The sequence below is a fragment of the Arthrobacter sp. zg-Y1171 genome (genome assembly GCF_025244845.1).
Taxonomy (GTDB): domain Bacteria; phylum Actinomycetota; class Actinomycetes; order Actinomycetales; family Micrococcaceae; genus Arthrobacter_B.
Map to the genome: position 1 here is coordinate 1,771,948 of NZ_CP104264.1, position 25,485 is coordinate 1,797,432.

23 protein-coding genes are annotated in these 25,485 nt (G+C 66.7%); 11 read left to right on the forward strand and 12 right to left on the reverse strand.

Annotation, left to right across the window (positions count from 1 at the left end):
• Window positions 1–8: 8 nt before the first annotated feature.
• Genes N2L00_RS08275 through N2L00_RS08285 form a run of 3 tightly spaced genes read right to left on the reverse strand, consistent with a single transcriptional unit; the run spans window position 9 to window position 2,064 of the window.
• Window positions 9–662 (reverse strand): energy-coupling factor transporter transmembrane protein EcfT, encoded by a 654-nt coding sequence (locus N2L00_RS08275; protein ID WP_255766196.1) that lies wholly within the window; start codon window positions 660–662, stop codon window positions 9–11.
• Complete coding sequence (locus tag N2L00_RS08280) at window positions 659–1,375, reverse strand: energy-coupling factor ABC transporter ATP-binding protein (protein WP_255766197.1); 717 nt, start codon at window positions 1,373–1,375, stop codon at window positions 659–661. The genes N2L00_RS08275 and N2L00_RS08280 overlap by 4 nt, the downstream gene beginning before the upstream one ends.
• Window positions 1,375–2,064: a biotin transporter BioY gene (locus tag N2L00_RS08285; protein WP_255766199.1), complete on the reverse strand. Its 690-nt coding sequence runs from the start codon at window positions 2,062–2,064 to the stop codon at window positions 1,375–1,377. The genes N2L00_RS08280 and N2L00_RS08285 overlap by 1 nt, the downstream gene beginning before the upstream one ends.
• A gap of 253 nt (window positions 2,065–2,317) precedes the next feature.
• Here N2L00_RS08285 and N2L00_RS08290 point away from each other — a divergent pair, with 253 nt between their 5' ends.
• Complete coding sequence (locus N2L00_RS08290; RefSeq protein ID WP_255766200.1) at window positions 2,318–3,916, forward strand: ABC-F family ATP-binding cassette domain-containing protein; 1,599 nt, start codon at window positions 2,318–2,320, stop codon at window positions 3,914–3,916.
• Window positions 3,917–4,012: 96 nt separating this feature from the next.
• Here the strand turns inward: N2L00_RS08290 and N2L00_RS08295 are convergent, their stop codons facing one another.
• Genes N2L00_RS08295 through N2L00_RS08305 form a run of 3 tightly spaced genes read right to left on the reverse strand, consistent with a single transcriptional unit; the run spans window position 4,013 to window position 5,554 of the window.
• Window positions 4,013–4,891: an SURF1 family protein gene (locus tag N2L00_RS08295; protein ID WP_255766201.1), complete on the reverse strand. Its 879-nt coding sequence runs from the start codon at window positions 4,889–4,891 to the stop codon at window positions 4,013–4,015.
• Window positions 4,892–5,146, reverse strand: coding sequence for a hypothetical protein (locus tag N2L00_RS08300; protein ID WP_255766202.1), 255 nt, complete (start codon window positions 5,144–5,146; stop codon window positions 4,892–4,894).
• 9 nt (window positions 5,147–5,155) lie between these two features.
• Complete coding sequence (locus N2L00_RS08305; protein ID WP_255766203.1) at window positions 5,156–5,554, reverse strand: DUF3099 domain-containing protein; 399 nt, start codon at window positions 5,552–5,554, stop codon at window positions 5,156–5,158.
• 137 nt (window positions 5,555–5,691) lie between these two features.
• On the opposite strand from N2L00_RS08305, the gene N2L00_RS08310 reads away from it, so the two are divergent.
• Complete coding sequence (locus N2L00_RS08310; RefSeq protein WP_255766204.1) at window positions 5,692–6,420, forward strand: beta-ketoacyl-ACP reductase; 729 nt, start codon at window positions 5,692–5,694, stop codon at window positions 6,418–6,420.
• 122 nt (window positions 6,421–6,542) lie between these two features.
• Window positions 6,543–7,307, forward strand: a complete 765-nt coding sequence (locus tag N2L00_RS08315; RefSeq protein ID WP_255766205.1) for an SDR family oxidoreductase — start codon at window positions 6,543–6,545, stop codon at window positions 7,305–7,307.
• On the opposite strand, the gene serB is transcribed toward N2L00_RS08315, so the two are convergent.
• Window positions 7,304–8,209, reverse strand: a complete 906-nt coding sequence (gene serB, locus N2L00_RS08320; protein WP_255766206.1) for a phosphoserine phosphatase SerB — start codon at window positions 8,207–8,209, stop codon at window positions 7,304–7,306. The genes N2L00_RS08315 and serB overlap by 4 nt on opposite strands.
• Before the next feature lie 126 nt (window positions 8,210–8,335).
• Between serB and N2L00_RS08325 the strand changes: the two genes are divergently transcribed.
• The 6 genes from N2L00_RS08325 to N2L00_RS08350 all read left to right on the forward strand — a co-directional run bounded on the left by N2L00_RS08325 (window position 8,336) and on the right by N2L00_RS08350 (window position 12,951).
• A complete protein-coding gene (locus N2L00_RS08325; protein WP_255766208.1) occupies window positions 8,336–9,124 on the forward strand; it encodes an ABC transporter ATP-binding protein in 789 nt (262 codons plus the stop codon).
• 13 nt (window positions 9,125–9,137) lie between these two features.
• Complete coding sequence (locus tag N2L00_RS08330) at window positions 9,138–9,941, forward strand: RNA methyltransferase (RefSeq protein WP_255863012.1); 804 nt, start codon at window positions 9,138–9,140, stop codon at window positions 9,939–9,941.
• Window positions 9,942–9,993: 52 nt separating this feature from the next.
• The gene (locus N2L00_RS08335) at window positions 9,994–10,965 is read left to right on the forward strand and encodes a hypothetical protein (protein ID WP_255863011.1); all 972 of its coding nucleotides are present in this window, start codon (window positions 9,994–9,996) and stop codon (window positions 10,963–10,965) included.
• Window positions 10,966–11,096: 131 nt separating this feature from the next.
• Complete coding sequence (locus tag N2L00_RS08340) at window positions 11,097–11,354, forward strand: type B 50S ribosomal protein L31 (RefSeq protein ID WP_146361982.1); 258 nt, start codon at window positions 11,097–11,099, stop codon at window positions 11,352–11,354.
• A gap of 120 nt (window positions 11,355–11,474) precedes the next feature.
• Entirely contained in the window at window positions 11,475–12,551 is a 1,077-nt protein-coding gene (locus N2L00_RS08345; RefSeq protein ID WP_255863010.1) for a biotin/lipoate A/B protein ligase family protein, read from the forward strand.
• Between the two features lie 61 nt (window positions 12,552–12,612).
• The gene (locus tag N2L00_RS08350; RefSeq protein ID WP_255863009.1) at window positions 12,613–12,951 is read left to right on the forward strand and encodes a cupin domain-containing protein; all 339 of its coding nucleotides are present in this window, start codon (window positions 12,613–12,615) and stop codon (window positions 12,949–12,951) included.
• A gap of 7 nt (window positions 12,952–12,958) precedes the next feature.
• On the opposite strand, the gene pepN is transcribed toward N2L00_RS08350, so the two are convergent.
• The 3 genes from pepN to N2L00_RS08365 form a co-directional block, all read right to left on the reverse strand.
• A complete protein-coding gene (gene pepN, locus N2L00_RS08355; protein WP_255863008.1) occupies window positions 12,959–15,568 on the reverse strand; it encodes an aminopeptidase N in 2,610 nt (869 codons plus the stop codon).
• A 4-nt stretch (window positions 15,569–15,572) separates the two neighbouring features.
• Window positions 15,573–17,258: a hypothetical protein gene (locus tag N2L00_RS08360; protein ID WP_255863007.1), complete on the reverse strand. Its 1,686-nt coding sequence runs from the start codon at window positions 17,256–17,258 to the stop codon at window positions 15,573–15,575.
• 76 nt (window positions 17,259–17,334) lie between these two features.
• Window positions 17,335–18,351: a YeiH family protein gene (locus tag N2L00_RS08365; RefSeq protein WP_255863306.1), complete on the reverse strand. Its 1,017-nt coding sequence runs from the start codon at window positions 18,349–18,351 to the stop codon at window positions 17,335–17,337.
• A gap of 243 nt (window positions 18,352–18,594) precedes the next feature.
• Between N2L00_RS08365 and N2L00_RS08370 the strand changes: the two genes are divergently transcribed.
• Window positions 18,595–21,345: a cation-translocating P-type ATPase gene (locus N2L00_RS08370; protein WP_260554228.1), complete on the forward strand. Its 2,751-nt coding sequence runs from the start codon at window positions 18,595–18,597 to the stop codon at window positions 21,343–21,345.
• Here N2L00_RS08370 and N2L00_RS08375 read toward each other — a convergent pair.
• Window positions 21,324–22,760: an SDR family oxidoreductase gene (locus N2L00_RS08375; protein ID WP_255863005.1), complete on the reverse strand. Its 1,437-nt coding sequence runs from the start codon at window positions 22,758–22,760 to the stop codon at window positions 21,324–21,326. The two genes, N2L00_RS08370 and N2L00_RS08375, sit on opposite strands and share 22 nt — an antisense overlap.
• A gap of 150 nt (window positions 22,761–22,910) precedes the next feature.
• A complete protein-coding gene (gene glgC, locus N2L00_RS08380; protein WP_308219733.1) occupies window positions 22,911–24,161 on the reverse strand; it encodes a glucose-1-phosphate adenylyltransferase in 1,251 nt (416 codons plus the stop codon).
• Window positions 24,162–24,233: 72 nt separating this feature from the next.
• On the opposite strand from glgC, the gene glgA reads away from it, so the two are divergent.
• Window positions 24,234–25,430, forward strand: a complete 1,197-nt coding sequence (gene glgA / locus N2L00_RS08385; protein ID WP_255863004.1) for a glycogen synthase — start codon at window positions 24,234–24,236, stop codon at window positions 25,428–25,430.
• Window positions 25,431–25,485 lie beyond the last annotated feature (55 nt).

Below are 25,485 nucleotides of genomic sequence, written 5' to 3' on the forward strand. Positions count from 1 at the left end.
CCCTCAGGTTATCGGTTGCCTTGGTCAACCTTCGTGTCGGAGCTTTCCCCGATACCGCGTGCGGCCAGCGCATCACCGGTCTGCCGGGCATAGGCAACCGCACGGATCACCACGGGAACAGTCAGTGCGCGGGGATTGCGCTCCAGTCCGCGGGCCATGGCAGATTCACGGACATCCCGGGCGGACCCGAGCAGGAACGGAATGCTGCGCAGCATCAGCGCCAAGGTCAGCCCGAAACGTTCCGGGTCCGCACCGAGCGGTTGCAGCGGGCGGGCCAACGACACGAGCCCGTCCAGCAGCACCTGCGGTGCAGTGGTCAGTGTCAGCAGCCGAGCCGCCACTACGCAGACCGCAATGCTGCCGGTCACCAGGACCGCTGCCAGCACACCGGACGCCCACCACTGGAAAACCCCCAGCAGCAGCAGGACCGGCCACATCAGCTTCAGCGGCACCCAGGCCTCCCGCAACAGCCGGGCGCCGGCATAGGCGGCCAGCACCAGGACTGCGGCAACCACCAGCACCACAGGGGAGCGCGCCGCCAAAACAGCTACGGACAGCAGAACCAGAGCGCCCGCCTTCATGCCCAGCGGTGCCGCATGCACGGGCGTAACGCCGGGGCGGTAGGCGCCCAGCAGGTCGTAGGAGCCAGCGGAACGCTTCATCGCACCCCCAGCGCCAGCGCCCGGTACGCCGCAATACCTTCGCGCGGGCCGCCGTCGAACACCACCGCGCCGGCATCCATCACCAGCACCCGATCGGCGTCCGCGGCGAACTCCAGGTCATGGGTGGTGTAGATGACCTGCTGCGGCAGGGAGGCAAAGACTTCCCGCAGCCGGGCGGTGTTCCTCAGGTCCAGCAGTGTGCTGGGTTCGTCTGCCACCAGCACGGCAGGCTCAACCGCCAGCACCGAGGCCAGGGCCATCAACTGGCGTTCACCGCCGGAAAGGTCGTAGATGCTTCGGTCCGCCAACTCCAGCAGCCCCAGCGCCACCAGCCGGGCCTCGGCCGCTGCGCGCCGCTGGGACCTGTTCCGGACCGAAGCACGCAGGGACAGTTCGACGTCGTCCCGCCCCGTGGGCATCACGAGCTGCGAGAGGGGATCGGTGAAAACGAACCCGACCCGCCTCCGTACATCCGCGCCGTGCCGGGCAGTGTCCAGGCCGTCCACGCTGACCGTGCCGGTATCCGGCAGCACCAACCCGTTCAGCAGCTTCAGCAGGGTGGACTTGCCCGAACCGTTGGCGCCGACGACGGCGGTGCGGGGAGTGTCCAGCGTCAGCGACAGCAGGTGCAGTATCGGTTCCGCGGACTCCCCGGCCTCCCCGGCTGCCCCGGGTGGAATGACGGAAACGTCCTGCAGCTGGATGCAGGGCATCAGCGGCCGCCGCGGTCCGGAACAGCCATACGTGGAAAGGCCTTGAAGACACTGACGGCCACCGCAGCGGCAAGCAGGTTCTTGACCACGTCACCGGGCCAGAACGCCATGTCCGCTGCCAGTGCTGCCGGGAACGACAGGTGCCCGTTGAGCATGAGCCCCGCGATGCCGGCCGGATGCACCACTGCGAAGCTCGTGGCCAGTCCCGCGGCGAACAAGAGAACCGTCCTCCCCTTCCGGGCGCGGCGCAGCACCAGGCCGGCAAGCAGGCCGACGACGGCGGCCGCCACCGGGAAGGACAGCAGGTACCCCGCGGACGGTCCGGCCAGGACACCCAGGCCGCCGCGGAATCCGCTGAAGACCGGCAGGCCGGCCAGGCCCGCTACCAGGAAGAGGCCCACTGCCGCTGCTCCGCGTCCGGGACCAAGAAGCATTCCGGTCAGCATGACCGCCAGCGTCTGCAGGGTGATCGGCACACCGGCTCCCAGCGGCACGCCGGGAAGGATGGAGAAGACGGCGGTGAGGGCGGCGAAGACAGCGATCAGGGACAGGTCGGCCGAGGTCCACCGGGAGCGCCTGTAGCCGGGGGAGCCGTGCGTGCCAGTGCCGGGGGTGCCGTGGGAGCCCCTGGAGCCGTGCGTGCCAGTGCCGGGGAGGGGTCGCGGCGCGTTGGCCGATGTGTTGTTCATCGCTGCACTTTTCCTTGTAGGGGAAGAAAAACGGTCCGGATTTCGTTTCGAACATTAGCTGCGCCGGAGCGGGATTCCATTGGAGGTTTTCTACAAATGGGCATCGGCGGCTAGACTGGAAAGGCTGTTACGGCCAACCAGGCCCCCATGACCGGTCATTGTGACCCTTCCCGCCTCGGTGGAATCCCACCGTTCAAGGCCCGCGCACCGCGCAGCGTATCTGCAATACAAAAACCTTCGAAAGGTCCACTGAGTGATTTCCGTATCTGGTCTCGAGCTGCGTGCAGGCGCACGGCTGCTCATGGAAGCGGTTTCATTCCGTGTTGACAAGGGAGACAAAATCGGACTGGTCGGCCGCAACGGCGCCGGCAAGACCACCCTCACCAAGGTCCTCGCCGGTGAAGCCCTCCCGGCCGCCGGCACGGTGAAGCGCGTCGGCGAGATCGGCTACCTGCCCCAGGATCCGCGCACGCCGGACATGGACCAGCTGGGCCGGGACCGGATCCTCTCCGCCCGCGGACTGGACAAGGTTTCCGCGCAGCTGAAGAAGTGCCAGGACGAGATGGCCAGCGATGATCCGAAGATCTCGCAGAAGGCCATGAACCGCTATGACCGGCTGGAGTCCGAGTTCCTCTCGGCCGGCGGCTACGCGGCAGAGTCGGAGGCAGCCTCCATCTGTGCCAACCTGGCGCTGCCGGACCGCTTGCTGAACCAGCCCCTGAAGACCCTCTCCGGCGGCCAGCGCCGCCGTGTGGAACTGGCCCGCATCCTGTACTCCGACGCCGAGACGATGCTCCTCGATGAGCCCACCAACCACCTCGATGCCGACTCCATCGCCTGGCTGCGGGAGTTCCTCAGGAACCACACCGGCGGCCTGATCGTGATCAGCCACGATACCGAGCTGCTTGAAGCGACTGTCAACAAGGTCTTCAGCCTGGACGCCAACCGCGCCACCATCGACATCTACAACATGGACTGGAAGCGCTACAAGGTCCAGCGCGAGACCGACGAGCGCGCCCGCAAGCGCGAGCGTGCCAACACCGAAAAGAAGGCCGGCATCCTGCTGGCCCAGGCAAACAAGATGAAGGCCCGTGCGTCCGGTGCCTCCGCGGCCCAGAGCATGCTCAAGCGCGTGGACCGCCTGATGGGCGGTTTGGACGCAGTCCGCGCCAGTGACCGCGTTGCTGCGCTGCGCTTCCCGGATCCGGCACCGTGCGGCAAGACGCCCATGACCGCCGAGGGCCTCAGCAAGAGCTACGGGTCCCTGGAAATCTTCACCGACGTGGACCTCGCGATTGACCGCGGTTCAAAGGTAGTCATCCTGGGCCTCAACGGCGCCGGCAAGACCACCCTGCTGCGCATGCTGGCCGGCGTCGACAAGCCGGACACCGGCAAGGTCATTGCCGGACACGGGCTGAAGGTGGGCTACTACGCCCAGGAGCACGAGACCCTCGATACGGACCGGACCGTTCTGGAGAACATGCGTTCCTCCGCACCCGATATGGACGACGCCGAGGTCCGCAGCGTGCTGGGTTCCTTCATGTTCAGCGGCGACGACGTCGAGAAGAAGGCCGGAGTCCTTTCCGGCGGCGAGAAAACCCGACTGGCGCTGGCCACCATCGTGGCGTCCTCCGCCAACGTCCTGCTGCTGGACGAACCCACCAACAACCTGGACCCCGCGTCGCGCGCCGAGATCCTGGGCGCCCTGAGCAACTACACCGGCGCCGTGGTGATGGTCAGCCACGATGAGGGCGCCGTTGCGGCGTTGAACCCGGAACGCGTAGTGCTCCTGCCGGACGGCGACGAGGACCACTGGAACGAGAACTACCTCGACCTGGTGACCCTGGCCTAGCCGCCGGCCCACCCCGCACATAAAAGGCGGCCCTGCTCCAATCGGAGCAGGGCCGCCTTTTATGTCACTGGGAGCAGATGCCTGCGGAAGCGGCGGCTAGAACCCCTGGGCGTCCAGGATCGCGTCCTCTTCCTCTTCGCCGGTGGGCCCGCGCTTTTTGCGGCGCGGCGGACGACGCCGGGACGGAGTCGGGTGGGCGGCGATTATTTCATCGTCGTCCTCCTCGTCTTCATCGTCGATGCCGTCGTAATAGCGGTTCAGGGCTTCCTGGCGTGCGGCGTACCCCAGCCCGATGAACATCATCAGCGCGAACCCGTACCACTGCAGTCCGTACGAAAGGTGCAGGCCCTCGTCCACCTCCGGCCGCGGTGCGCTTTCGGGTGCGACGGCGGCACCCGGGTCCTCGCTGGCCATGAGCCCGTAAGAGCCCTGGTGCAGCGGATAGTCCAGCTGCTCCGCGAAGGCGCCGAGATCGATGGAGGGAAGCTGGCCTTCAGGGGCGCTGCGGGCCAGGGTGGGTTCGGTTGCCTTAATCCGGGCCACCACGCCCACCCGTCCCTCGGGGGCGGCAGGGATGCTGTCCGGCCGGCCGGCCTCGTCGTCGCCGATCGGCAGCCAGCCGCGGTTGACCGCCACGCTGGTGCCGTCATCAAGCTTCAGCGGTACCAGGACCTCGTAGCCGGGCCGGCCCTTCAGCGGGCGGTTGCGGATGATGCGCTGCTCGGAGGAGTCATACGTTCCCTCAAGCTTCACGGGCAGCCATTCGGCTGCTTCGTCGTACGTGTCGAAGTAGTTCCTGGCCTCGTCATAGGGGACCGGCGCGGCGTCGTAATTGGATTCGATCCGGGCGCTGTCGGCGAGGGAGGCTTCGCGGCGGTCCATCTGCCACCGGCCCAGCCCCACACAGGCGGCCGCAAGGATGCAGACGAGGACAAACCAGCCCAGCCACCGGGGCGAAAAGAGGAAACGGTACATCTACGCCGTACCGCCTTCAGTGCTGCCGTCCAGCGGGAGGGTTTCCTTCCAGAGGCCGCGGGTGCGCAGGTAATCCTCCAGCCAGTCCCGGTGCTCATCGCAGGCAAGCCAGGCCTTGCGGCGTTCCGGGGTATGGATGCGGGGGTTGTTCCACAGCAGCTGCCAGCTCGCGTTGAGCCGGCACGCCTTCCGGGAGCACACCGGGGTCCCGGCGCCGGCGTCCGGGGTGCCGGAGAGGGAATCGAGGAGGTTCATGCTGGGGGATCAGGCCTTGTCTTCGTCGTCATTGATGTTGTCGTCATTGTCTACGATTTCGCCCGACAACACAGTGGTTTCGGGGCTTTCACCGGGTTCTTCGGCCGCCCGCGGAGCGTCCAGCGCAGTGGCCGGCGGACGCTCTATCATCGCATCAGAGCCGGTCATAAGCCGGGTATCCGAGCCTCCGTTGGCGATGACGACCGCGAAGTAGGGGAGCACCACCGCTCCGGCAATCACCACCCACAACAACCAGCCGTGCACGAAGAACATCAGGAACAGGCAGACCACACGGATACCCATGGACACGCTGTACTTGATCATGCGGGCGCGCATTTCGTCCGTGTGCGGGCTGGGCGCGTCAGTGATTCTGGGGACGCTGTCCCGGCGGTTTGTGTCCCTAGCCATCAGTAGCCATCGGTAGTCTTCCTCACCCTCCAAACAGGTTCGTTCATTCTCTCACTAGCGGCGGCGTTGCAGAAGTTGAATCCGTCGCACGTAGGATCGAGGAAACCCCCAATCGCTGGCTGAAAGAAGGAACATCCGTGCAGAACACGACAGAGAACTCATCCGGCCGCAGCGTCCTGGTGACCGGAGGAAACCGCGGAATCGGGCTGGCAATCGCCAAGTCGTTCCTGGCCGCAGGTGACCGCGTGGCCATCACATACCGCAGCGGCGAGGTTCCCGATGGGATGCTGGGCGTCAAGGCTGATGTGACGGATATGGCATCGGTCGACGCCGCATTTACCGAGGTGGAGGCCGCTCACGGGCCGGTCGAAGTCCTCGTAGCCAATGCCGGGATCACCCGGGACACGCTGCTGCTGCGGATGAGTGAAGAGGATTTCTCCGACGTCATCGACACCAACCTCACCGGCGCCTTCCGTGTGGTTAAGCGTGCCTCCAAGGGCATGCTCCGGATGAAGAAGGGCCGGGTGGTGCTGATCTCCTCGGTGGTCGGACTGTACGGATCGCCCGGGCAGATCAACTACGCCGCCTCCAAATCCGGGCTGATCGGCATTGCCCGTTCCCTCACCCGCGAACTGGGTTCCCGCAACATCACGGCAAATGTCGTGGCTCCGGGGTTCATCAACACCGACATGACCCGCGCCCTGCCCGAGGACACGCAGAAGAACTACCTGTCCTCCATCCCCGCCGGCCGGTTCGCCGAGCCGGAGGAAGTTGCCAACGTGGTGCGCTGGATTGCCGGCGACGAGGCAGGCTACATTTCCGGTGCAGTCATCCCGGTCGACGGCGGCCTGGGCATGGGGCACTAGCACGGCCCAACGCGGGGCTCCGGAATCATTGGAGGTTTCCTCAACTGCCAGCCGGCCCGCCGGCTGGCAGGATGGGTTCAAAGAGCTGAACGCTTAGATACTTTCTACAAAGAGGAGTTCACATGGGTCTGCTGGAGGGCAAAGCCGCGATAGTCACCGGATCATCGCGCGGAATCGGAGCCGAAGTGGCCCGGTTCCTGGCAGCCGAGGGTGCCGGCGTCGTCGTCAACTACCGCCAAAAGGCACCGCGTGCCAACAAGGTGGTCGCCGCCATTGAGGAAGCCGGCGGACGCGCAGTCGCCGTTGGCGCGGACCTCACCGCGCCCGAGGGGACAGCTGCCCTGGTGGCCGCCGCGCAGGAAAACTTCGGCGGCCTCGACATCCTGGTGCTCAATGCCTCCGGCGGCATGGAAACCGGCGTGGAAGAGGACTACGCGCTGAAGCTCAACCGCGACGCGCAGGTCAACATGCTCACCGCCGCGCTCGAAGTGATGCCCGCCGGTTCGCGGGTGGTCTTCGTCACCAGCCACCAGGCGCACTTCATTCGCTCGGTACCGACCATGCCCGAATACGAAGCCGTTGCCCTCAGCAAGCGCGCCGGCGAGGACGCGCTGCGCAGCATGCTCCCGCAGCTGGAAGAGAAGGGCATCAGCCTGGTGGTGGTCTCCGGGGACATGATCGAAGGCACCGTGACGGCAACCCTGCTGGACCGGGCCAACCCGGGCGCCATCGAAGCCCGCCGCGAGGAAGCCGGAAGGCTTTACTCCGTGCAGGAGTTCGGCGCCGAAGTAGCCCGCATGGCCATGGCCGACGTTCCGTCCGGGCACACCGAATACGTGGGCGGTGCGGACTACCTGGCCGCCGGAGCGGCAGGCGGACCCGCCTAGAGCTTCACGAAGTGCTGAACCGCGTCCAGTTGGGGCAGGTTCAGCACGGCATCCGCGGCGGCCTGCACTGCCGGTTTGGCGTTAAACGCCACGCCCAGTGCGGCCGCCGCGAGCATGTCCAGGTCATTGGCGCCGTCGCCCACCGCAATGGTGTGCCCGGGTGCCACACCCAGCTCCCGAGCCCACTCAGCCAGGGAGCGGGCCTTGACCGCACGGTCCACGACTTCCCCCGACACGGCGCCGGTTAGCACCCCGTCCTCGATTTCCAGCAGGTTCGCCCTGCGGAAGCTGAGCCGCAGGCGGTCGGCCAGCGGATCAAGCACCTGGGTGAAACCACCCGACACCACGGCAACCCCGTGCCCGGCCGCAAGGAACTCCTTCACCAGCAGTTCCGCGCCGTCGGAAAGCTCAATCCGGGCACCCACTTCGTCGATGACGGACGCCGGCAGCCCGGCAAGCGTTTTCACCCGGGCGTGCAGGCTCGCAGCAAAATCCAGTTCCCCGCGCATGGCGGCCTCGGTCACCGCGGCCACCTCCGCTTCCCGTCCTGCGTGCGCCGCCAGCAGTTCAATGACTTCCTGTTTGATCAGGGTCGAGTCCACGTCAAGCACCAGCAGCTTCCGGGCGTCCTCGAGGAGCGACGGCGGCACCACGGCGCTGTGCTCACCGCCCGGTCTTGCCGGCACGGCTGCCGCGGCTGCTTCGACGGCGCGCCGCAGCCGGGGGAGGCCGCCGTCGTAGCCCACGTAAAGCTTGGACACGGTGTAACCGTTCCCCGCAGCGTTCTCCAGTTCCAGGATCCGCGCCCCCAAGCCCGAGACGGCACTCTGCACCGCCCCCAGATAGGCGTCGGACAGGTCCCGCCCGTAGCTGACGACACTGTATTCGGGGGAGTTCGGCATGGTTTCCGTTCTGATCGGTCCAACGGGTGGGTACGTGTTTGCTACGGGGATCCCGGCCGCGTCTGCATGGCCGCCGGCGCGCATCGTTTCGCCAATGCCCCTTTCTTTAGCCTAATGTCTAGTGCTATGAGTGATGTTCTTGAATTTGCCGGCGTAAGCGTTGTCCGCAGCGGCAAAAACCTGTTGGACGGCGTCAACTGGCAGGTCAAGGAGGGGGAACGCTGGGTCATCATGGGCCCCAACGGTGCCGGAAAGACCACGCTGCTGCAGATTGCCAGCGGTCGGATGCACCCAACCCGCGGCGTAGCGGGAATCCTCGAGGAAGTCCTCGGCGCGGTGGACGTCTTTGAACTCCGCCCGCGTATCGGCCTCGCCTCCGCGGCATTGGCCGGGCAGATCCCCGAAGACGAAACAGTCCTCAACGTGGTGCTCACCGCGTCCTACGGGATGACCGGGCGCTGGCGCGAGAAGTACGAAAAGCTCGACGAACGGCGCGCCTTCCGCCTCCTGCACGAGTGGGGCATGTCCACCTTCATGAACCGCCGCTTCTCCTCCCTCAGCGAAGGGGAGCGCAAGCGCGTTCAGATTGCCCGCGCCCTGATGACGGATCCGGAACTGCTGCTGCTGGACGAGCCGGCCGCCGGCCTGGACCTCGCCGGCCGCGAGGACCTGCTGTTCCGGCTCGGCGAACTGGCCCGGGACGAGGAAGCACCCGCCATGGTGCTGGTCACCCATCACCTGGAAGAGGTCCCGACCGGCTTCACCCACGCCCTGCTGCTCCGCGAAGGCGGCGTGGTGGCGTCCGGTCCCATCGACGAGGTGTTCACCGAGGAACACCTGAGCACCGCCTTTGACCTGCCGCTGGATCTGCGCCGCGAAGGCGGCCGCTACTCGGCCACTGCCCGGCGCGGCTAGGAGCAGTTTCCGGGTGAACCTCCAGTATTTGCTGTCCGCCGACGATCCCCGCGTCTACGACTACACCTCCCTCACGGACACCTCCCTCCGGAAGCGGCGGGAACCGGAGGAAGGCATGTACATCGCCGAATCCTCCAAGGTCCTGCGCCGTGCGGTCGACGCCGGACACCGCCCGCGGTCCTTTTTCCTGGCCGAGAAATGGCTTCCGGACCTGGCGGACATCCTGGCCCGGTTTCCGGATGTGCCCGCCTACGTAGGTACGCCCGAGGTCCTGGAACAGATCACCGGGTTCCACCTGCACCGCGGTGCCCTCGCGGCCATGGAACGCCCGGCGCCCCTGGACCTGCCCGGCCTGCTGGGTACGGCCCGCAGGATTGCGGTGCTGGAAGACATTGTCGACCACACCAACATCGGTGCGATCTTCCGATCCGCAGCCGCCCTGCAGGTGGACGCCGTGCTGGTGACGCCCCGTTGCGCCGACCCGCTGTACCGCCGGGCCATCCGCGTAAGCATGGGTGCCGTCTTCCAGGTTCCGTGGGTGCGGCTGACTGACTGGCCCGGTCAACTCGAACAGCTCCGCGAAGCCGGCTTTGTGACTGCTGCCCTGGCATTGCGGGAGGATTCCCTGACCCTGGATGAACTGAGCGCCCGCCGCGACGAGCGCCTGGCCCTGGTCCTTGGCACGGAAGGCGACGGACTGGCCGAAACGACCCTCGCCGGCGTCGACCTGGCCGTGCGCATCCCGATGAGCGGGGGCGTCGATTCGTTGAATGTGGCCGCCGCCAGCGCCGTCGCCTTCTGGGAGTGTCGGCCCTAAGGCCGCCGGGCGGCCTGCTGCCCTTACCCTGCAGCCCCTCAGGTGCCAGACTGTGCGCAGTCATCCACCCTTCGAGGACAACAGCGGAGCTGCCATGGAATCCCGTGCAAGCACCCGGCCAGGCAAGGTCCTGGCGCTGTGCGCCGGATTACTGCTGACCGTTTCGGCCTGCGGCCCCACAGCTGGACAGCTGCAGGAACGGGACGCATCGGCTTCGGCGGCACCGTCGGCCACCGGACGTGGTGCTGCCGAGCCGTCCCGCACCGCCCATCCCACCCAGCCGCCGGCGCCCGTTCCCGCAACCACCGCTCCGCCGACGCGGGTGGGTGTCACCGGCAGCCAGGCAGGCATGCCGCAGCCGGTCCAGGATGCCTGCCAGTGGCTCCTCCGCCGGGATCCGGAGCCGGCGTCCGGCGCGGAAGCCGGGGCCTGCGTCTCTGCCGCCATGGCCGCGGGCGGAGGCGGCGTCCAGACCCTTCGGACCGACACCAGCTGGCTCCCGGCGGGCACATACAGTGTCCGGTTCGCCAGCGGGCCTGACTTTGCCATGACCCTGCAGGACACGGATACGGACCTCTCCATCACCATCCGCGAGGGGCAGCGGGTATTGCACAAGGAGAACCAGGACATCTCCGCGGACCGGGACGGCACGGCTGAAGAGGCCTATGCGGCGATCCTTGCCGACGCCGCCGAGTTGACCGTCCGGCCGGAGAAAGTAGCCGCACTGCTGGCGCCGGCGGAAGAGGTCGCCGTCCGGTACGGGGCAATGCTCGACGGGGAGCCCTGCACGCAGATCAGCGGCAGCTTCGACACAGGGGATTTAGACACCGGGGATGCGCAGCAGCGAGGAAACGAAACCGGACCTCCGGACGGCTCATCCGCGGTGCTTCCGGCCGGATCGTTTTCACTCTGCCTGGATGATTTTTACCGGCCCCTGAAGATTGAGATCACCGGACTGAACCAGGGCATCACCTCGACGATCACCGCGGTCAACGCCCAGTGGGGCACCCGCCCGCTCTCCTGAACCGAGGGTCGAAGGGTTTCCTGCCGGCCCGCGAAATGCGCTAGTATGGGTTGCTGGCCGAATGTACGGCCGTTAAAGCTTTCAACCACACTGTGCCTGGCAAAATCCAGGCACCAAAAGAAGGTAAAACTGTGAAGTCTGATATCCACCCCAAGTATGCTCCGGTTGTCTTCCGTGACCTCGCGTCCGACACCGCTTTCCTGACGGCCTCCACCGCCACCTCCTCCAAGACGATCGAGTGGGAAGACGGAAACACCTACCCGCTCATCGAGGTGGAAATCTCCTCTGCATCGCACCCGTTCTACACGGGCAAGCAGCGCATCATGGACTCCGCCGGCCGCGTGGAGCGCTTCAACGCCCGCTTCAAGGGCTTCGGCGCAAAGAAGTAGCCAGTAACGGAAATACAGCAGTACTTAGAGAAAGGTCCGCCGGCATCAGCCCGGCGGGCCTTTCCCTGTAACAGGGGGCCGTGCGGTCCCGGCAGAGCGGTTCGGAGCTAAGGAGTCTTGATGGCAAGCACGGATAACAAGGGGCGCCGGCACGGGGAATACAAAGTGCCCGGCGGAAAACTTGTTGTAGTGGATCTGGAAGTCCGTGACGGCAGGCTGGCCGATGTGTCCCTTGGCGGCGACTTCTTCCTGGAACCTGATGAAGCACTCGGGGATATCAATGCCGCCCTCGAAGGGCTGCCTGCCGAGACGACATTCGGTGATATTGCCGTAGCCGTCCGCTCCCGGTTGTCCCCGGATGCGGTCCTCTTCGGCTTCTCGCCCGAAGCCGTGGCCACCACCGTGCGCCGCGCCCTGGGCAAGGCCACCGGCTGGGGCGACCACCAGTGGGAGATCATCCCGCCCACCCCGCTGTCCACCCACATGCATGTAGCCATGGACGAGGTCCTGGCGGAGGAAGTGGGTGCCGGCAAGCGCAACCCCACGCTCCGGTTCTGGGAATGGGAGTCGCCCTCAGTGGTGATCGGCAGCTTCCAGTCCCTGAAGAACGAGGTGGATCCGGAAGGTGCGGACCGGCACGGCGTCACCGTTGTCCGGCGCATCACCGGCGGGGGTGCCATGTTCATGGAGCACGGCAACGCCATCACCTACTCCCTCTACGTTCCCCAGTCCCTGGTGGACGGACTCAGCTTCGCGGATTCCTACCCCTTCCTGGACGGCTGGGTGATGGAATCCCTGAAGAAGCTCGGAATCTCCGCCTGGTACGTTCCGCTGAACGACATTGCCACCGACCAGGGCAAGATCGGCGGTGCCGCGCAGAAGCGCTTCAGCAGCGGCGGAATGCTGCACCACGTCACCATGTCCTACAACATCGACGCGGACAAGATGGTGGAGGTGCTGCGCATCGGCAAGGAAAAGCTCTCCGACAAGGGCACTACCAGCGCCAAAAAGCGCGTGGACCCGCTTAAGCGGCAGACCGGGCTTTCCCGCGAAGACATCATTGCAACCATGATGGACACCTTCGCCGCGCGTTACGGCGCCGTGGAGGCATCGATCTCCGACGAGGAGCTTGCCCTCGCGGAGCAGAAGGTCGCCGAAAAGTTCGACACCCCGGAGTGGCTGAGCCGCGTTCCCTAACCCGCGGGCCTGCGGGCCGTCGAACTACCCCGGCGGCGGTCCGTAGGCCTAGACTGCGGAGATGGAGAAAAAGTCGCTGACCGCCCTCGCCCGCCAACACATGGAATCCGCACGGCAGGCGGCCAGCGGACGCAGCGCCTCCACCGTCTACGGCGGACACGAGCACGTGCTGCGGCAGACCGTGATCGCCCTCCGGGCCGGGTTTGTTATGGACGAGCATGAGAATCCGGGCGAGGCTACGGTCTACGTCCTCAAGGGCCGGGTTGCCCTCGCTGCCGAGGGAAACAGCTGGGACGGCTCCGCGGGAGACCTGCTGATTGTTCCGCAGGCACGGCACTCCGTCGAGGCCCTGGAGGACTCGGCCATCCTCCTCACCGTCGCCAAGCCGCAGCTGGCCTGACCCGGGACTACAGTCCGGCCGCCTGGACGCGCAGGGACCGAAGCAGCTGGTCCTGCTGCTCGATAATGATCCTGCGCAGCGCGCCCGGCGCGTGGGGATGGAGCTCCAGCCATTCGACCGATTTCTGCACCACCGGATGGTCGGCCGGCACCATGCCCGCTGCTGCGTCCTGGTGCCCCGGGTAGAGCCCGCCGACCACGCGTGAAGCCAGCTCGATGCTGCGCGCGGACCAGACCCCGGTAAGGGAGGCGAAATAGTTCTCTATGTATCCGTCGAGCAGCTCGTGGCTGCCCAGGCCGAACCCGGTGATCGTGGCCGAGAGCAGTTCATTGGAGAGAGTGTCGGAGTGCACTGCCGCCTGCCATGCCGCGGCCTTTACCTCCGGATCCGGGAAGGCAGCCGCAGCGGTGGTGTGGCCCACCCGGCCCGACGCCGTGGTATCCCGTTCCAGCTCCGCATCCAGTTCCGCGCGGCTCGCGGAATCTGTGGCCGCAAGTGCAACCCAGAGGCGCCAGCGAAGATCGGAATCCACTGCCAGGCCTTCGATGCCGGCGCTGCCGTCCAGCAGTCCGCGCAGGAGCTGGTTGTAGGTGCTGCTGCGCCGTCCGGCGCCGGCGGCGGCCCGGGCCCAGATGATCTGCCGGTCGCTGCCAGGTGCCGCCGACGTCAACTGCTCGGCAATATGCGCGTAGAACTCCTCACGCAATCCGTCCCGCCGCGACGTCGGTGCGTAGTACTCGATGGCACTGAGGGCGTTGTCCAGCAGTACCTGCAGGACGCCGGCACCGCTTTCCTGCGGCGCCACCCGCTGGACCAGCCGTACGTAGTCCTTGGCACTGAGGACACCGTCACGGACGCTGTTCCACAGAGCTGAGAGCGTGATGGCCCGGGCCAGGGGATCGCTGAGCCGGTGCAGGGACTCCAGCAGGGTGCCCAGCGACGCGTCGTCGAAGCGGATCTTGGCGTAGGTAAGGTCCTCGTCATTGAGCAGCAGAAGCGCCGGACGCTGCCTGCCGAGCAGTTCGGGTACCTCCGTCCGTGCACCGGCGACGTCCAGTTCCACGCTGTCGGTGCGGACCAGCGCGCCGGCGGCGTCGAAATCGTACAGGCCGACGCGGAGCCGGTGCGGCCGGGGGACCTGTTCGCCGCTGACCGGATCCGGAGCATTCTGCCGGATCACCACGGACGTGTAGGCACCGGCGTCGTCGGTTTCGGTCTCCGGAACCAGGACCGGAACACCTGCGGTCTGGAGCCACCGGCTGGACCACAGCGCCATATCCCTGCCGGACGCCGCTTCCAGGGCGCCGAGGAGATCCGCGAGTGTGGTGTTGCCGAAGGCGTGGGCCCGGAAGTACCCGCGGGCGGCTTCGATAAAGGTATCGAACCCGACGTAGGCCACCAGCTGCTTGAGCACCGAGGCACCCTTGGCATACGTGATGCCGTCGAAGTTCTGCTTCGCTGCCTCCAGATCGGGAATGTCCGCCACGATGGGGTGCGTGGTGGGCAGCTGGTCCTGGACGTAGGCCCACGCCTTGCGCCGGTTCGCGAAGCTGACCCACGAGTTGGTGAAGTCGGTGGCGCGGTCCACGGCCAGGGCGCCCATGTAGTCCGCGAAGGACTCCTTGAGCCACAGGTCGTCCCACCATTTCATGGTCACCAAGTCGCCGAACCACATATGCGCCATCTCATGCAGGATGGTGTTTGCCCGCGCCTCGTACTGCGCCTCCGTAGCCCGGGACCGGAACACATAGGCCTCCGTGAAGGTCACCAGGCCGGGATTCTCCATGGCGCCGAGGTTGTACTCGGGAACAAAGGCGGAATCGTATTTCCCGAAGGGATACGGGAAGGCAAAGAGGCGGTGGAAGTAGTCCAGTCCCCGCTTAGTGACCGCGAAGATGTTCTCCGGGTCGAAATACCCGGCCAGGGAGGAACGGCAGTACGCAGCCAGCGGAACGCGCAGATCGGTGCCGTCGTCGAGCCGGACGGACCACTCGTCATCGGCGCGGTGGTACGGCCCGGCGAGGACTGTGGTGATGTAGGTGGAGATGCGCTGGGTGGGGGCGAACTCCCACCGGCTCAAGGTGCCGTCACCCAGCGGTGTCCGCTGCGTTTCGACGCCGTTGGAGGCCACTTCCCAGCCGGTCGGTGCCGTTACGGTGAAACTGAAGGATGCCTTCAGGTCCGGCTGCTCAAAGTCGGCAAACACGCGCCGCGCGTCGGCGGGCTCGTACTGCGTGTAGAGGTAGGTCTGCCCGTCCGCCGGGTCGCGGAAGCGGTGCAGGCCCTCGCCGCTGCGGCTGTAGAGCGCCGTGCCGTCCACGGTGACGGTGTTTTGCTCCTGCAGGCCGGGCAGGTGGATCCGGGATTCGTCCACAACGTCCGCCGGGTCCAGCTCGACGCCGTTCAGGACCACCGAGGATACGCCGCCGTGGATGAAGTCCAGGAACGTCCCGGCACCGGGCTCTGAACAGCCGAAGGTTATGGTGCTTCGCGACCCGAAGCCTGCGGCGTCCTGGTCCCGGGCATTGCCCAGGTCCAGCTGGACGTCGTAGGAGGTCACGGACAGCAGGCGGGACCGCAGAGCGGCTTCGTCACGGCTCAGGTTCTGGTTAGGCACTTGTTCATTCAATCACTTCTGCAGGCCCCGGCGGTGCCGCATGACGTGGCCGGCTCCGCACGCGGCTCCGAACCGCTGCTGCCTGCAGCAGTTCCATCACTGCAGTGAAGGACAACGAGGCCAGCACTATGAAATACGGCGCGTAGAGATAGAGGAACCGCGCGCGGGCCTCGAAGAGCAAAAGGAACAGGAGCAATCCGAGCAGTGCAATCCGCATTGCCGAAAGCTCCGGGCGCAGGAGGCGGGGCGTCCGCAGGAACAACGGCACGGCCACGAGGGCAAGGACCGCGAACCAGGTTCCCTGCCAGAGGGAGAGCAGCCAGTGGAAGTTCGGACGGGTATTGCCGAACAGGTCCTGGATGCCTTGGTCTGCCGGGCGGGACGAAAGGAAATCTTCCCCGGTCAGCACTCCTTCGCCCCAGGAGAAGAAGGAACCGTCTCCGGTGAACCACGCCAGCTTGTGGTGAAGGAAGACAACGTAGCCGCCCGGTCCCATGCTGGACACCCGCTCCGCGTACGTTTGCACCCCTTGCCGGAATTTCTCCTCTTCGCCGGTGAGGGCAACCGTGCTCTGGTAATCATCCTCGTTGTACGTGCCGTAGTAGGGGCCGTGGGGTCCCTGCGTAGTGCCTGCTCCGACCTTCAGGAAATGGCCCGGGTTCATCGCGCGGGGATTGTCCTCGATATCGAACGCAATGACCGGGGTTTGTTCTTCGAAGGCCGCGATCAGCCGGTTACCGGTGAAGAAGCTCCCCCCAACAACCACAACCGCCAGAATCAGGACTCCGGGGGTCTTCCGGGATGCGAGCAGGCATACCGCCGTGATGCCGGCAGCCACCACGCAGATCAGCACGGTGGGTTTGATTCCGTAGCCCACTGCGGCCACCGCGCCCGCAAGGATCCACAGCGGCACGCGGACGGCAAGCCGGGCCGAACGGCGGGAAGCAAGCAGCAGGCAGAGGATCAGGACGGTGAACAGCACGCCCGCCGTGTCCGAGTAGAGCACTCCCGCCCACGGTGAGAGAACCAGGAAGACAGTTGTCGGCACCAGCGAAACGGCGGCGGCTGTCCGGCCGCCCAGCATGCGTACCGCGCAATAGGTCAGCACCGTCCCGGCGAAGAGCACCAGCCCGTTGAGGAACGCCGTGATCATTCCCAGGTCCTGGTAGCCGAGCGAGAGCGCGAACTCGTAGTACGCCGCCACCAGCAGCACCAGGAGCAGGTTGTTCGGGTTGGTCTCGAAATAGGGGGTGACGGAGTCAGCGGTTTTGCCTGCCAGTCCGGCGGCGGCATCGGCGATTGCATGCGCGTCCCAGTCCGGGGGAAGCCGAACGGCGTAGGCCACCCGCAGCTGCAGGATCAGCAGCAGGACCCACACCGCTGCCCACGGCAGGTACGTCCAGGTGCGGTGCCGCTCAGCCAGCGGCGCCGCTTTTTGCAGCAGCCAATACAGCCCCGCCATCAGCACCGGCACGGACGCCGCGGCCAGAAGGGCCCATCCGGTGCGGTACCGCGAAATGCCGTAGTGCGGGTCAACCACGTTGGTCAGCAGGGCCCACAGGATCAACGCACAGAGCACCAGGCCGGCAGCAGCCGGTAAGTCCGCGGGCCGCGGGCGGGATCGCGACGACGCGGCATGACGCCGTTGGACGCCGCCGACGGTGTGTTGCGCAACGCCTTCTCCGGACATGGCTCACGAGTCCTAGTTGGCTGGCGGGGGAGTTGGGTGGCGGGACTGGTTCTGCCCTGGCGGAACCCCGGTCCCACTATCCGGCCAGCAGCACCGCCACGGCTAGGCCCAGCCCGGATATCAGGGCCCACGAGGTCAACGCCGCTGCCGCCGCACGGAAACCGGAGGCGAACAGCGCCTTCACCCGGACACCGGCCCCCAGTGCAAACAACGCCGCGGCAAACAGCAGTTCCTGCAGGACGGCGGCGGCTTCCAGCGCCGCCCCGGGCAGCACGCCCCAGGTGCGGACCAGGATCAGCGCGAGGAACCCCAGGACAAACAAGGGGACCAGCGGTGGGCGCTTGCCCTGCACCGGAAGCTGCGACTCTGCGCGGCGGGCCAGCAGCCCGGCGGCTGCGGTCATCGGGGCCAGCAGCACCACCCGCGCCAGCTTCACGACGACGGCGGCCGCCAGCGCCGCGGTTCCTGCGGTCTGCGCCGTGGCGACTACCTGTCCGACGTCGTGCACGGACGCCCCGGCCCAGGAGCCGAAAACTTCCGGCGGCAGGTGCAACACCCTGCCGGCAAGCGGCAGCGCTGCAATGGCCAGCGTGCCGCAGAGGGTTACCAGGGCGACCGGTACCACCGTTTCTTCGGTGCGGGTCCTGCGGACTGCGGCCATTGCCCCGATGGCGGAAACACCGCAGATGGAGAACCCTGCGGCGATCAGCACCGGTTCATCACCCGGAAGGCGGAACAACCGGCAGATGACGTACGTCCCCGCGAACGCCGCCAGCACCAGCGCCACGATCAGCAGCAGTGCTGTCCAGCCCAGTCCCGCGATATCGACCAGCGAGACCTTCAGCCCCAGCAGCACGATTCCGAGGCGCAGGAATTTCCGCGCGGCCAGGGCCAGTCCGGGCTTCCAGGAACCGACGGCCCGGGCGGCGGTACCGGGGAGGTTCGCCGCCAGCAGGCCCAGTACGACTGCGGCCGTCAGGACAGGTACCGCGGGCAGGAGCAGATGCACCAGGAAGGACGCGGCGACGGCGGCCGCAGCGGTCAGCAGCCCGGGGACGGTGCGTTGCAGGCGGGCACGCCGGGAGGGCGGCACAGGGGAGGATGCGGCGGTGGAGGCTGCGGAGGAGGCTGCGGAGGAATCTGGCACGTTTACACCCTGCCGCAGACGCTGCCGTTATCCAAAGCGCTCCGGCTTTCCGCCTTCCCGGCCCGGGCCGCCCGCCGTTGGCATACTGCTGCCAAGGCCTGCGTTGCTACCATTGGGGCACCATCCTCAAGGAACCGGGAAGCGCCCATGAGTTCGCAAGGCAACAGTGGAAGCGTCCAAGGCGTTTCCATGCAGCAGCAGATCCAATCCCCGTGGTTGTTCCCCGCAGAAGAGGTGGCAGCGGCGCTGGGAACCGACCCGGAGACCGGGCTCGACGCCGGCGAAGTCCGGGACCGGCTGGCCCGTTACGGGCCGAACCAGCTCGCCGAGGGCAAAAAAGTACCGGTGTGGCGGAAGGTCCTGGCCCTGCTCTCGGACCGGTTGACCATCGTCCTGATCATCGCCGCGGTTGTCAGTGCCGTGGTCTCCCGCGAGTGGGAAACCCCGGTGGTGATCCTGCTGGTCATCATCCTCAACACCACCCTGAACTACGTGCAGGAGCAACGGGCCGAGAACAGCCTGGAAGCCCTGCGCAACGCGTCGGTCGACAGCTGCCGGGTGCTGCGGTCCGGCAACGCGGTAACGGCGGAACGGACGGAGCTGGTGCCCGGCGACGTCGTGCTCCTTGAGGCGGGGGACAGCGTGCCCGCGGACGGACGGCTGCTGGAGGCCGTGCGCCTGCAGGTGGCCGAGGCGGCCCTCACCGGCGAGTCCAAGCCCACCAACAAGATGGTCGCCCCGCTGTCGGATCCGCAGCTGCCGGTCGCGGACCGCACCAACCTGCTGTTTATGGACACCGATGTGACCCGAGGGCGCGGCGTGCTGCTGGTTACGGGTACGGGCATGGAAACCCAGATCGGCACCATCGCGCATTTGCTGGGCAGTACCGCGGAGGAAAAGACCACCCTGCAGCGCAGCATCGACCAGCTGGCACGGGTCCTGACCTACATCGCCTTCGCCGTCGTCGCCCTCGTGTTCGTGCTGGGGCTGCTGCGCGGGGACAGCTGGGAAGACCTGTTCCTGACCGCCGTTTCACTGGCCGTGGCCACCATTCCCGAGGGGCTGACCGCCGTCGTGGCCTTCACCCTCGCCATGGGTGCCTCCCGGCTTGCCGCACGCGGGGCGATCATCAAGCAGCTGGCAGCCGTGGAGACCCTCGGCAGCACGTCGCAGATCTGCACGGACAAGACCGGCACGCTCACCCTCAACGAAATGACGGTGCGGCGGTTGTATTCGCCCGAGGGCCGCCGGTTCCGGGTGACCGGAAACGGCTATTCCACGGACGGAAAGATCCTCAGCCCCGACGGGCAGTCCGCCCCCTTGCCGCCGGAGGCTTTTATGGCCATGGCGCTGTGCAATGACGCCTCGGTCGAGGACGGCAGGCTGACCGGAGACCCGACCGAGGGCTCCCTCGTGGTCCTGGCGGAAAAGGGCGGGATCGACGTCGCCGGCGCCCGTGCCACCCACCGGCGCATCGCCGAAGTTCCGTTCGACTCCGACTACAAGTTCATGGCCACGTTCAACCGCTCCGACGACGCCGCGGCCGCCGTGCACTGCAACGTCAAGGGGGCGCCCGGCGTGGTCCTGGACCGGACAGCGTTCCTGCAGACCCCGGACGGCCTGGTCCCGCTGGACCCCGAGGAACGCGCGCGCATCTCCCGCGACGTGGAGTCCCTGGCCAACGCCGGCCTGCGGACCATGGCGGTAGCCGGGCGGGTACTGGATGCACCGCTGCCGTCCAGCCCGGATGCGCTGTTTGCCGAGGCCGCCAACCTGGTGCTGTACGCCGTCGTCGGGATCCTGGATCCGCCGCGGCAGGAGGCAGCCGAAGCCATTGCCCGGGCGCGGGCCGCCGGGATCGACGTGCACATGATCACCGGGGACCATCTGGTCACGGCTTCGGCGATTGCCAGGGACCTCGGGATCGAGGGCAGGGCCGCTGCGGGCACGGCGCTTGACGCCATGGATGATGCAGAGCTGCGGCGGCAGGCGCCGCAGCTGGGGGTGCTGGCCCGGGTTTCCCCCGAACACAAGATCCGGATTGTGGAGGCGCTCCAGGCGGACGGCTACATCGTGGCCATGACCGGCGACGGCGTGAATGACGCTCCGGCGCTGAAACGCGCCGACATCGGGATTGCCATGGGTATCACCGGCACCGACGTGTCCAAGGGTGCGGCCAAGATGATCCTCACCGACGACAACTTCGCCACCATCGTGGCGGCCGTCGAAGAAGGCCGCGGCATCTACGACAACATCCTGAAATTCGTCCGGTTCCAGCTGACCACCGCCTGGGGCTTCGTGCTGATCTTCCTCGCGGCGGCAACCTTCGGCTTCGCCGGCGGGGCACCCTTCACCGCACTGCAGATCCTGTGGGTGAACATCATCATGGACGGTCCGCCCGCCCTGGCCCTCGGTGTGGACCGGACCGACCCGGACGTGATGAAAAAGCCGCCCCGGCCGGCCACCGAGCCCCTGCTTACGGGCCGGCGGATCGCCGTGCTGACAATGCTCGGCATCGTGATGGCTGTGGGTACCTGCGCCGTCCTGGTCAATGCTCCGCGGTGGTTCCCCGAAAGCGCCGGCAGTACCAACTTCGCCACGACCATGGCCTTCACCACCTTCGTGTTCTACCAGGTGTTCAACCTATTGAACGTCCGCTCCGAAACCGGCAGCGTCTTCACGCTGCGGACCTTCACCAACCGCGCCATCTGGGTTTCCCTCGTCGCTGTGGTGGTGCTGCAGATCCTGGTGGTGCAGCTGAGCATCTTCGCGGGCATCTTCGACACGGTGCCGCTGACCTCAGCGCAGTGGTTCCTCTGCTTCGCCGTCGGGGCGACCGTCCTGGTGGTCTCCGAGATCGGCAAGGCGGTGCAGCGGCTGTCCGCCCGCCGTCGTCGGCCGGGGCCGGTGCCGAAGGCCTACCAGGGGGAGGGCTTGTAGTCCTTGAGGAAGACCCCGTACTGGTCTTCGCCGTTTTCGCCCATCACGATCGGGTCGTAGACGCGGGCCGCGCCGTCGACCAGGTCCAGCGGCGCGTGGAAGCCTTCCTCCGCCAGGCGCACCTTGGTGGGGTGGGGACGCTCGTCGGTGATCCAGCCGGTGTCCACGGCCGTCATGAGGATCCCGTCCGTTTCCAGCATTTCCTCGGCACTGGTGCGCGTGAGCATGTTCAGCGACGCCTTGGCCATGTTGGTGTGCGGATGGCCGGGTCCCTTGTACCGGCGGGAGAACTGGCCTTCCATGGCTGAGACGTTCACGATGTACTTCCGCCGTGCCGGAGACGCCGCCATCGCGGGGCGGAGCCGGTTGACGAGCAGGAACGGCGCCGTGACGTTGCACAGCTGCACCTCCAGCATCTCCAGCGGGTCCACCTGGTCCACCACCTGCGTCCAGCTGTTGATCGGCGCCGTGTCCGGGACCAGCCCGCCGGCGTCGATTGCCGTTCCGGCCTCCATCCGCGCCAGCGACGAAGAGCCGGCGGTGAGCGCCAGGGCAGTGACGGCGTCGGCTGCCAGCACCGGATGCGCGGCGACTGACCCGGCCAGCGCCGTGGGATGCGCGTCGTAGGTGTGCCCGAAGGTGACCAGCTCGGGCATGGGACCGTCCGGCAGCGGTGCCAGTTCGGCGTCGGTCAGCGGGCGGTAGGCGTTGGAGGACCGCCGGACGGTCTGGGCGGCATTGTTGATCAGGATGTCCAGGGGACCGGCCTCCGCGACGGACTCGGCAAGCGAGATGACCTGGGCCGGGTCGCGCAGGTCGATGCCGACAATGCGCAGCCGGTGCAGCCAGTCCGCGGAGTCTTCCATCGCGGCAAAACGGCGTGCAGCGTCCTTCGGGAAGCGGGTGGTGATGGTGGTGTGCGCACCGTCGCGCAGGAGCCGCAGGGCGATATACATGCCGATCTTCGCGCGGCCGCCGGTCAGCAGTGCCCGCCTGCCGGTCAGGTCGGTGCGGGCGTCCCGCTTGGTGTGGCTGAAGCCCGCGCATTCGGGGCAGAGCTGGTGGTAGAAGGCATCCACCACGGTGTAGGGCTGCTTGCAGATGTAGCAGTTGCGCGGCTTGAGCAGCGTGCCGGCGGACGGTCCGTGCGCCGCGGTGGTGAGCTGCGCCCCGCGGGTTTCATCATCAATCCGGTCAGCGGCGCCGGTGGCCGTGAGGGCGACGACGGCGCGGTCCGCCTCTGCCACGGCGGTGCGCTTTTCGTTCTTCCGGTGCTTCTTCACGGATTTGAACATCTTGGCGGTGGCCCGCCGGACCGCGACGTAGTCGGGGTTTTCTTCATCCAGGACATGGATGGAAGCCAGGACCTTCAGGGCTGTCTGGATTTCTTCCGGGCTTAGTTCAGGGGTACTCATGGGGGCCTTTACGCTCATCGGCACCGGAGGATCCACAGTGCAGGCGCACCATGTGCGCCTTTTCGAGGATACCGGACATGACCGCAGGCACCCGTATCGGGGGCGGGGGCACCGGGATATCTCACACCCGGTGCCCCCGCCCCTGACCGATTAGTTCTCCGGGACGCGCTGTCCCTTGCTGAGCACGGTGAGGCCGGACTCGGTCACGGTGAACCCGCGGCTGAGGTCCAGTTCCCGGTCCACGCCCACGGTGGCACCGGCGGGGATGCGCACGTTCTTGTCGATGATGGCCCTTCGGACCACCGCGCCCTCACCCACATGCACCTTATCCATCAGCACCGAGTCGGTCACCTCGGCGTTGGAGGCCACGTAGACGTCCTGCGCCAGCACGGACCCGGTCACTGTGCCGCCGGAGATCACGGTGCCGTCGGACACGATCGAGTCGACGGCGGTTCCGGCCTGGTCGGAGGCGCTGCGGACGAACTTGGCGGGCGGGGAGATGCTCTGCCGCGTGTAGATGGGCCACTTCAGGTTGTAAAGGTTGAACGCCGGCAGCGGCGAAATCAGGTCCATGTTCGCGTCGTAGTAGGAATCCAGGGTGCCCACGTCACGCCAGTACTGGTGGTCGCTGCCGGTGGCACCGGGAATGATGTTCCGGGTGAAGTCGTAAACGGCAGCATCGCCCCGTTCCACGAAGTAGGGAATGATGTCCCCGCCCATGTCGTGCTTGGTGACCAGGCGCTCCTCGTCCCACTGCAGCGCCGAGACCAGGGCATCGGTGTTGAAGACGTAGTTGCCCATGGAGGCCAGGAAGCTGCCCGGATCATCGGGCAGTCCGGGGGTGGTCTCCGGCTTTTCCACGAACGCAGCGATGCGCTCCGGATTCTCGGAATCGGTTTCGATCACGCCGAACTGGTCCGCCAGGTGCAGCGGCTGCCGCACGGCGGCAACGCTGACCGACGCGCCGGAGGCAATGTGCGCCTCGACCATCTGGGAGAAGTCCATGCGGTACACGTGGTCCGCACCGATAACGACGACGATGTCCGGCTGGGCATCCTCAATCAGGTTCATGGACTGGTAGATGGCGTTCGCGCTGCCCAGGAACCAGCTCTTGCCCACCCGCTGCTGTGCGGGCACGGAGGCTACATAATTCTGCAGCTGGGTGGAAAGCCGCCAGGTTTCAGAAATATGCCGATCCAGGCTGTGGGATTTGTACTGGGTCAGGACCACGATCTGCAGGTACCCGGAGTTCACCAGGTTTGAAAGTGCGAAGTCGATGAGGCGGTAACGTCCGGCAAAGGGAACCGCCGGTTTAGCCCGATCTGCTGTGAGCGGCATTAGCCGTTTACCCTCGCCGCCTGCGAGAACTACTGCCAGGACCTTCTTTGGCGCCATTGTCATGAACCTCTTCCGAAAATAAGTCTACTGACTTCAGACTAGATCACTGGTTGCCCGGTGCACTACGTTGGTTTAGTGCGAGTAGATATTGTGTCGAAGGAATTCCCGCCGGAAATCTACGGAGGAGCAGGCGTTCACGTTGCCGAGCTCAGCCGGGTCCTGGCCGGAGAAGTAGATCTCCATGTGCATTGTTTCGGGGCCCCGCGCCCCGAAGATTTCCACGGAGCCAAAGTAAAGAGTTATGCGGTGCCGGCGGAACTCCAGTCCGCGAATCCTGCCGTGCAGACCCTCGGGACAGACCTTGAAATCCTGGGCGGACTGGCCGGAGCGGACCTGGTCCATTCACATACCTGGTATGCCAATATGGCCGGCCACCTGGGATCGCTGCTGCACGGCGTTCCGCACGTGCTCAGCGCCCATAGCCTGGAGCCGCTGCGGCCATGGAAGGCCGAGCAGCTCGGCGGGGGATACGCCGTCTCCTCCTGGGTGGAGAAAACCGCCTACGAGGCAGCCGCCGCCATCATCGCCGTCTCCGAGGGCATGCGCCAGGACATCCTGCGCAGCTACCCCGATGTGGACCCGGACCGGGTTCGGGTAGTCCACAACGGCATCGATGTGCAGCAGTGGCAGCCGGATATCGACCCCGACGGCGTCCGTGCCCTCGACATTGATCCGGACCGTCCCAGCGTGGTCTTCGTCGGCCGCAACACGCGCCAGAAGGGTGTGCCCTACCTGCTGCGCGCGGCGGCACTGCTGCCGCCGGAAGTCCAGCTGGTGCTGTGCCTCGGCGCAGCCGACACGCCTGAACTGGCTGCGGAAACCGCCGTGCTGATCGAGGAACTGCGGCGCACCCGCACCGGCGTCGTGGTGATTGAGCGCATGCTGCCGCGCGCCGAGCTGATCAAGGTCCTCTCCATCGCCACCGTGTTCGCCTGCCCGTCGGTCTACGAGCCGCTGGGCATCGTGAACCTCGAGGCCATGGCCTGCGGGACCGCCGTCGTCGCCAGCGCCACCGGGGGTATCCCCGAAGTCGTCGATACCGGCGTCACCGGGCTGCTGGTGCCCATCGAGCAGGTCACCGACGGGACCGGCACGCCGCTGGACCCGGAGAAATTCGTGCGGGACTTCGCTGCTGCGCTGACCGAAGTGGTCACGGATACGGAGCTGGCTCGGCGGATGGGCGAGGCCGGCCGCATCCGGGCGACCGAGCAGTTCTCCTGGGAGTCCATCGCGGAGGAGACCCTCGCGGTGTACCGCTCCGTCCTGGCCTAGGCCGGGCGGGGGATCCGAACGCCCAAAGGGCGCCACCGCACAGTGTGCGACGGCG

What these genes read in the sequence shown, in the direction of transcription:
- glgC (WP_308219733.1), bottom strand. Translation starts at nt 24,161, where the DNA reads ATGACAATGGCGCCAAAGAAGGTCCTGGCAGTAGTTCTCGCAGGCGGC.
- N2L00_RS08280 (WP_255766197.1), bottom strand. Translation starts at nt 1,375, where the DNA reads ATGCCCTGCATCCAGCTGCAGGACGTTTCCGTCATTCCACCCGGGGCA.
- N2L00_RS08300 (WP_255766202.1), bottom strand. Translation starts at nt 5,146, where the DNA reads ATGAACCTCCTCGATTCCCTCTCCGGCACCCCGGACGCCGGCGCCGGG.
- N2L00_RS08375 (WP_255863005.1), bottom strand. Translation starts at nt 22,760, where the DNA reads ATGAGTACCCCTGAACTAAGCCCGGAAGAAATCCAGACAGCCCTGAAG.
- N2L00_RS08305 (WP_255766203.1), bottom strand. Translation starts at nt 5,554, where the DNA reads ATGGCTAGGGACACAAACCGCCGGGACAGCGTCCCCAGAATCACTGAC.
- N2L00_RS08315 (WP_255766205.1), top strand. Translation starts at nt 6,543, where the DNA reads ATGGGTCTGCTGGAGGGCAAAGCCGCGATAGTCACCGGATCATCGCGC.
- N2L00_RS08295 (WP_255766201.1), bottom strand. Translation starts at nt 4,891, where the DNA reads ATGTACCGTTTCCTCTTTTCGCCCCGGTGGCTGGGCTGGTTTGTCCTC.
- N2L00_RS08275 (WP_255766196.1), bottom strand. Translation starts at nt 662, where the DNA reads ATGAAGCGTTCCGCTGGCTCCTACGACCTGCTGGGCGCCTACCGCCCC.
- N2L00_RS08370 (WP_260554228.1), top strand. Translation starts at nt 18,595, where the DNA reads ATGCAGCAGCAGATCCAATCCCCGTGGTTGTTCCCCGCAGAAGAGGTG.
- N2L00_RS08350 (WP_255863009.1), top strand. Translation starts at nt 12,613, where the DNA reads ATGGAGAAAAAGTCGCTGACCGCCCTCGCCCGCCAACACATGGAATCC.
- N2L00_RS08325 (WP_255766208.1), top strand. Translation starts at nt 8,336, where the DNA reads ATGAGTGATGTTCTTGAATTTGCCGGCGTAAGCGTTGTCCGCAGCGGC.
- N2L00_RS08360 (WP_255863007.1), bottom strand. Translation starts at nt 17,258, where the DNA reads ATGTCCGGAGAAGGCGTTGCGCAACACACCGTCGGCGGCGTCCAACGG.
- N2L00_RS08285 (WP_255766199.1), bottom strand. Translation starts at nt 2,064, where the DNA reads ATGAACAACACATCGGCCAACGCGCCGCGACCCCTCCCCGGCACTGGC.
- N2L00_RS08345 (WP_255863010.1), top strand. Translation starts at nt 11,475, where the DNA reads ATGGCAAGCACGGATAACAAGGGGCGCCGGCACGGGGAATACAAAGTG.
- serB (WP_255766206.1), bottom strand. Translation starts at nt 8,209, where the DNA reads ATGCCGAACTCCCCCGAATACAGTGTCGTCAGCTACGGGCGGGACCTG.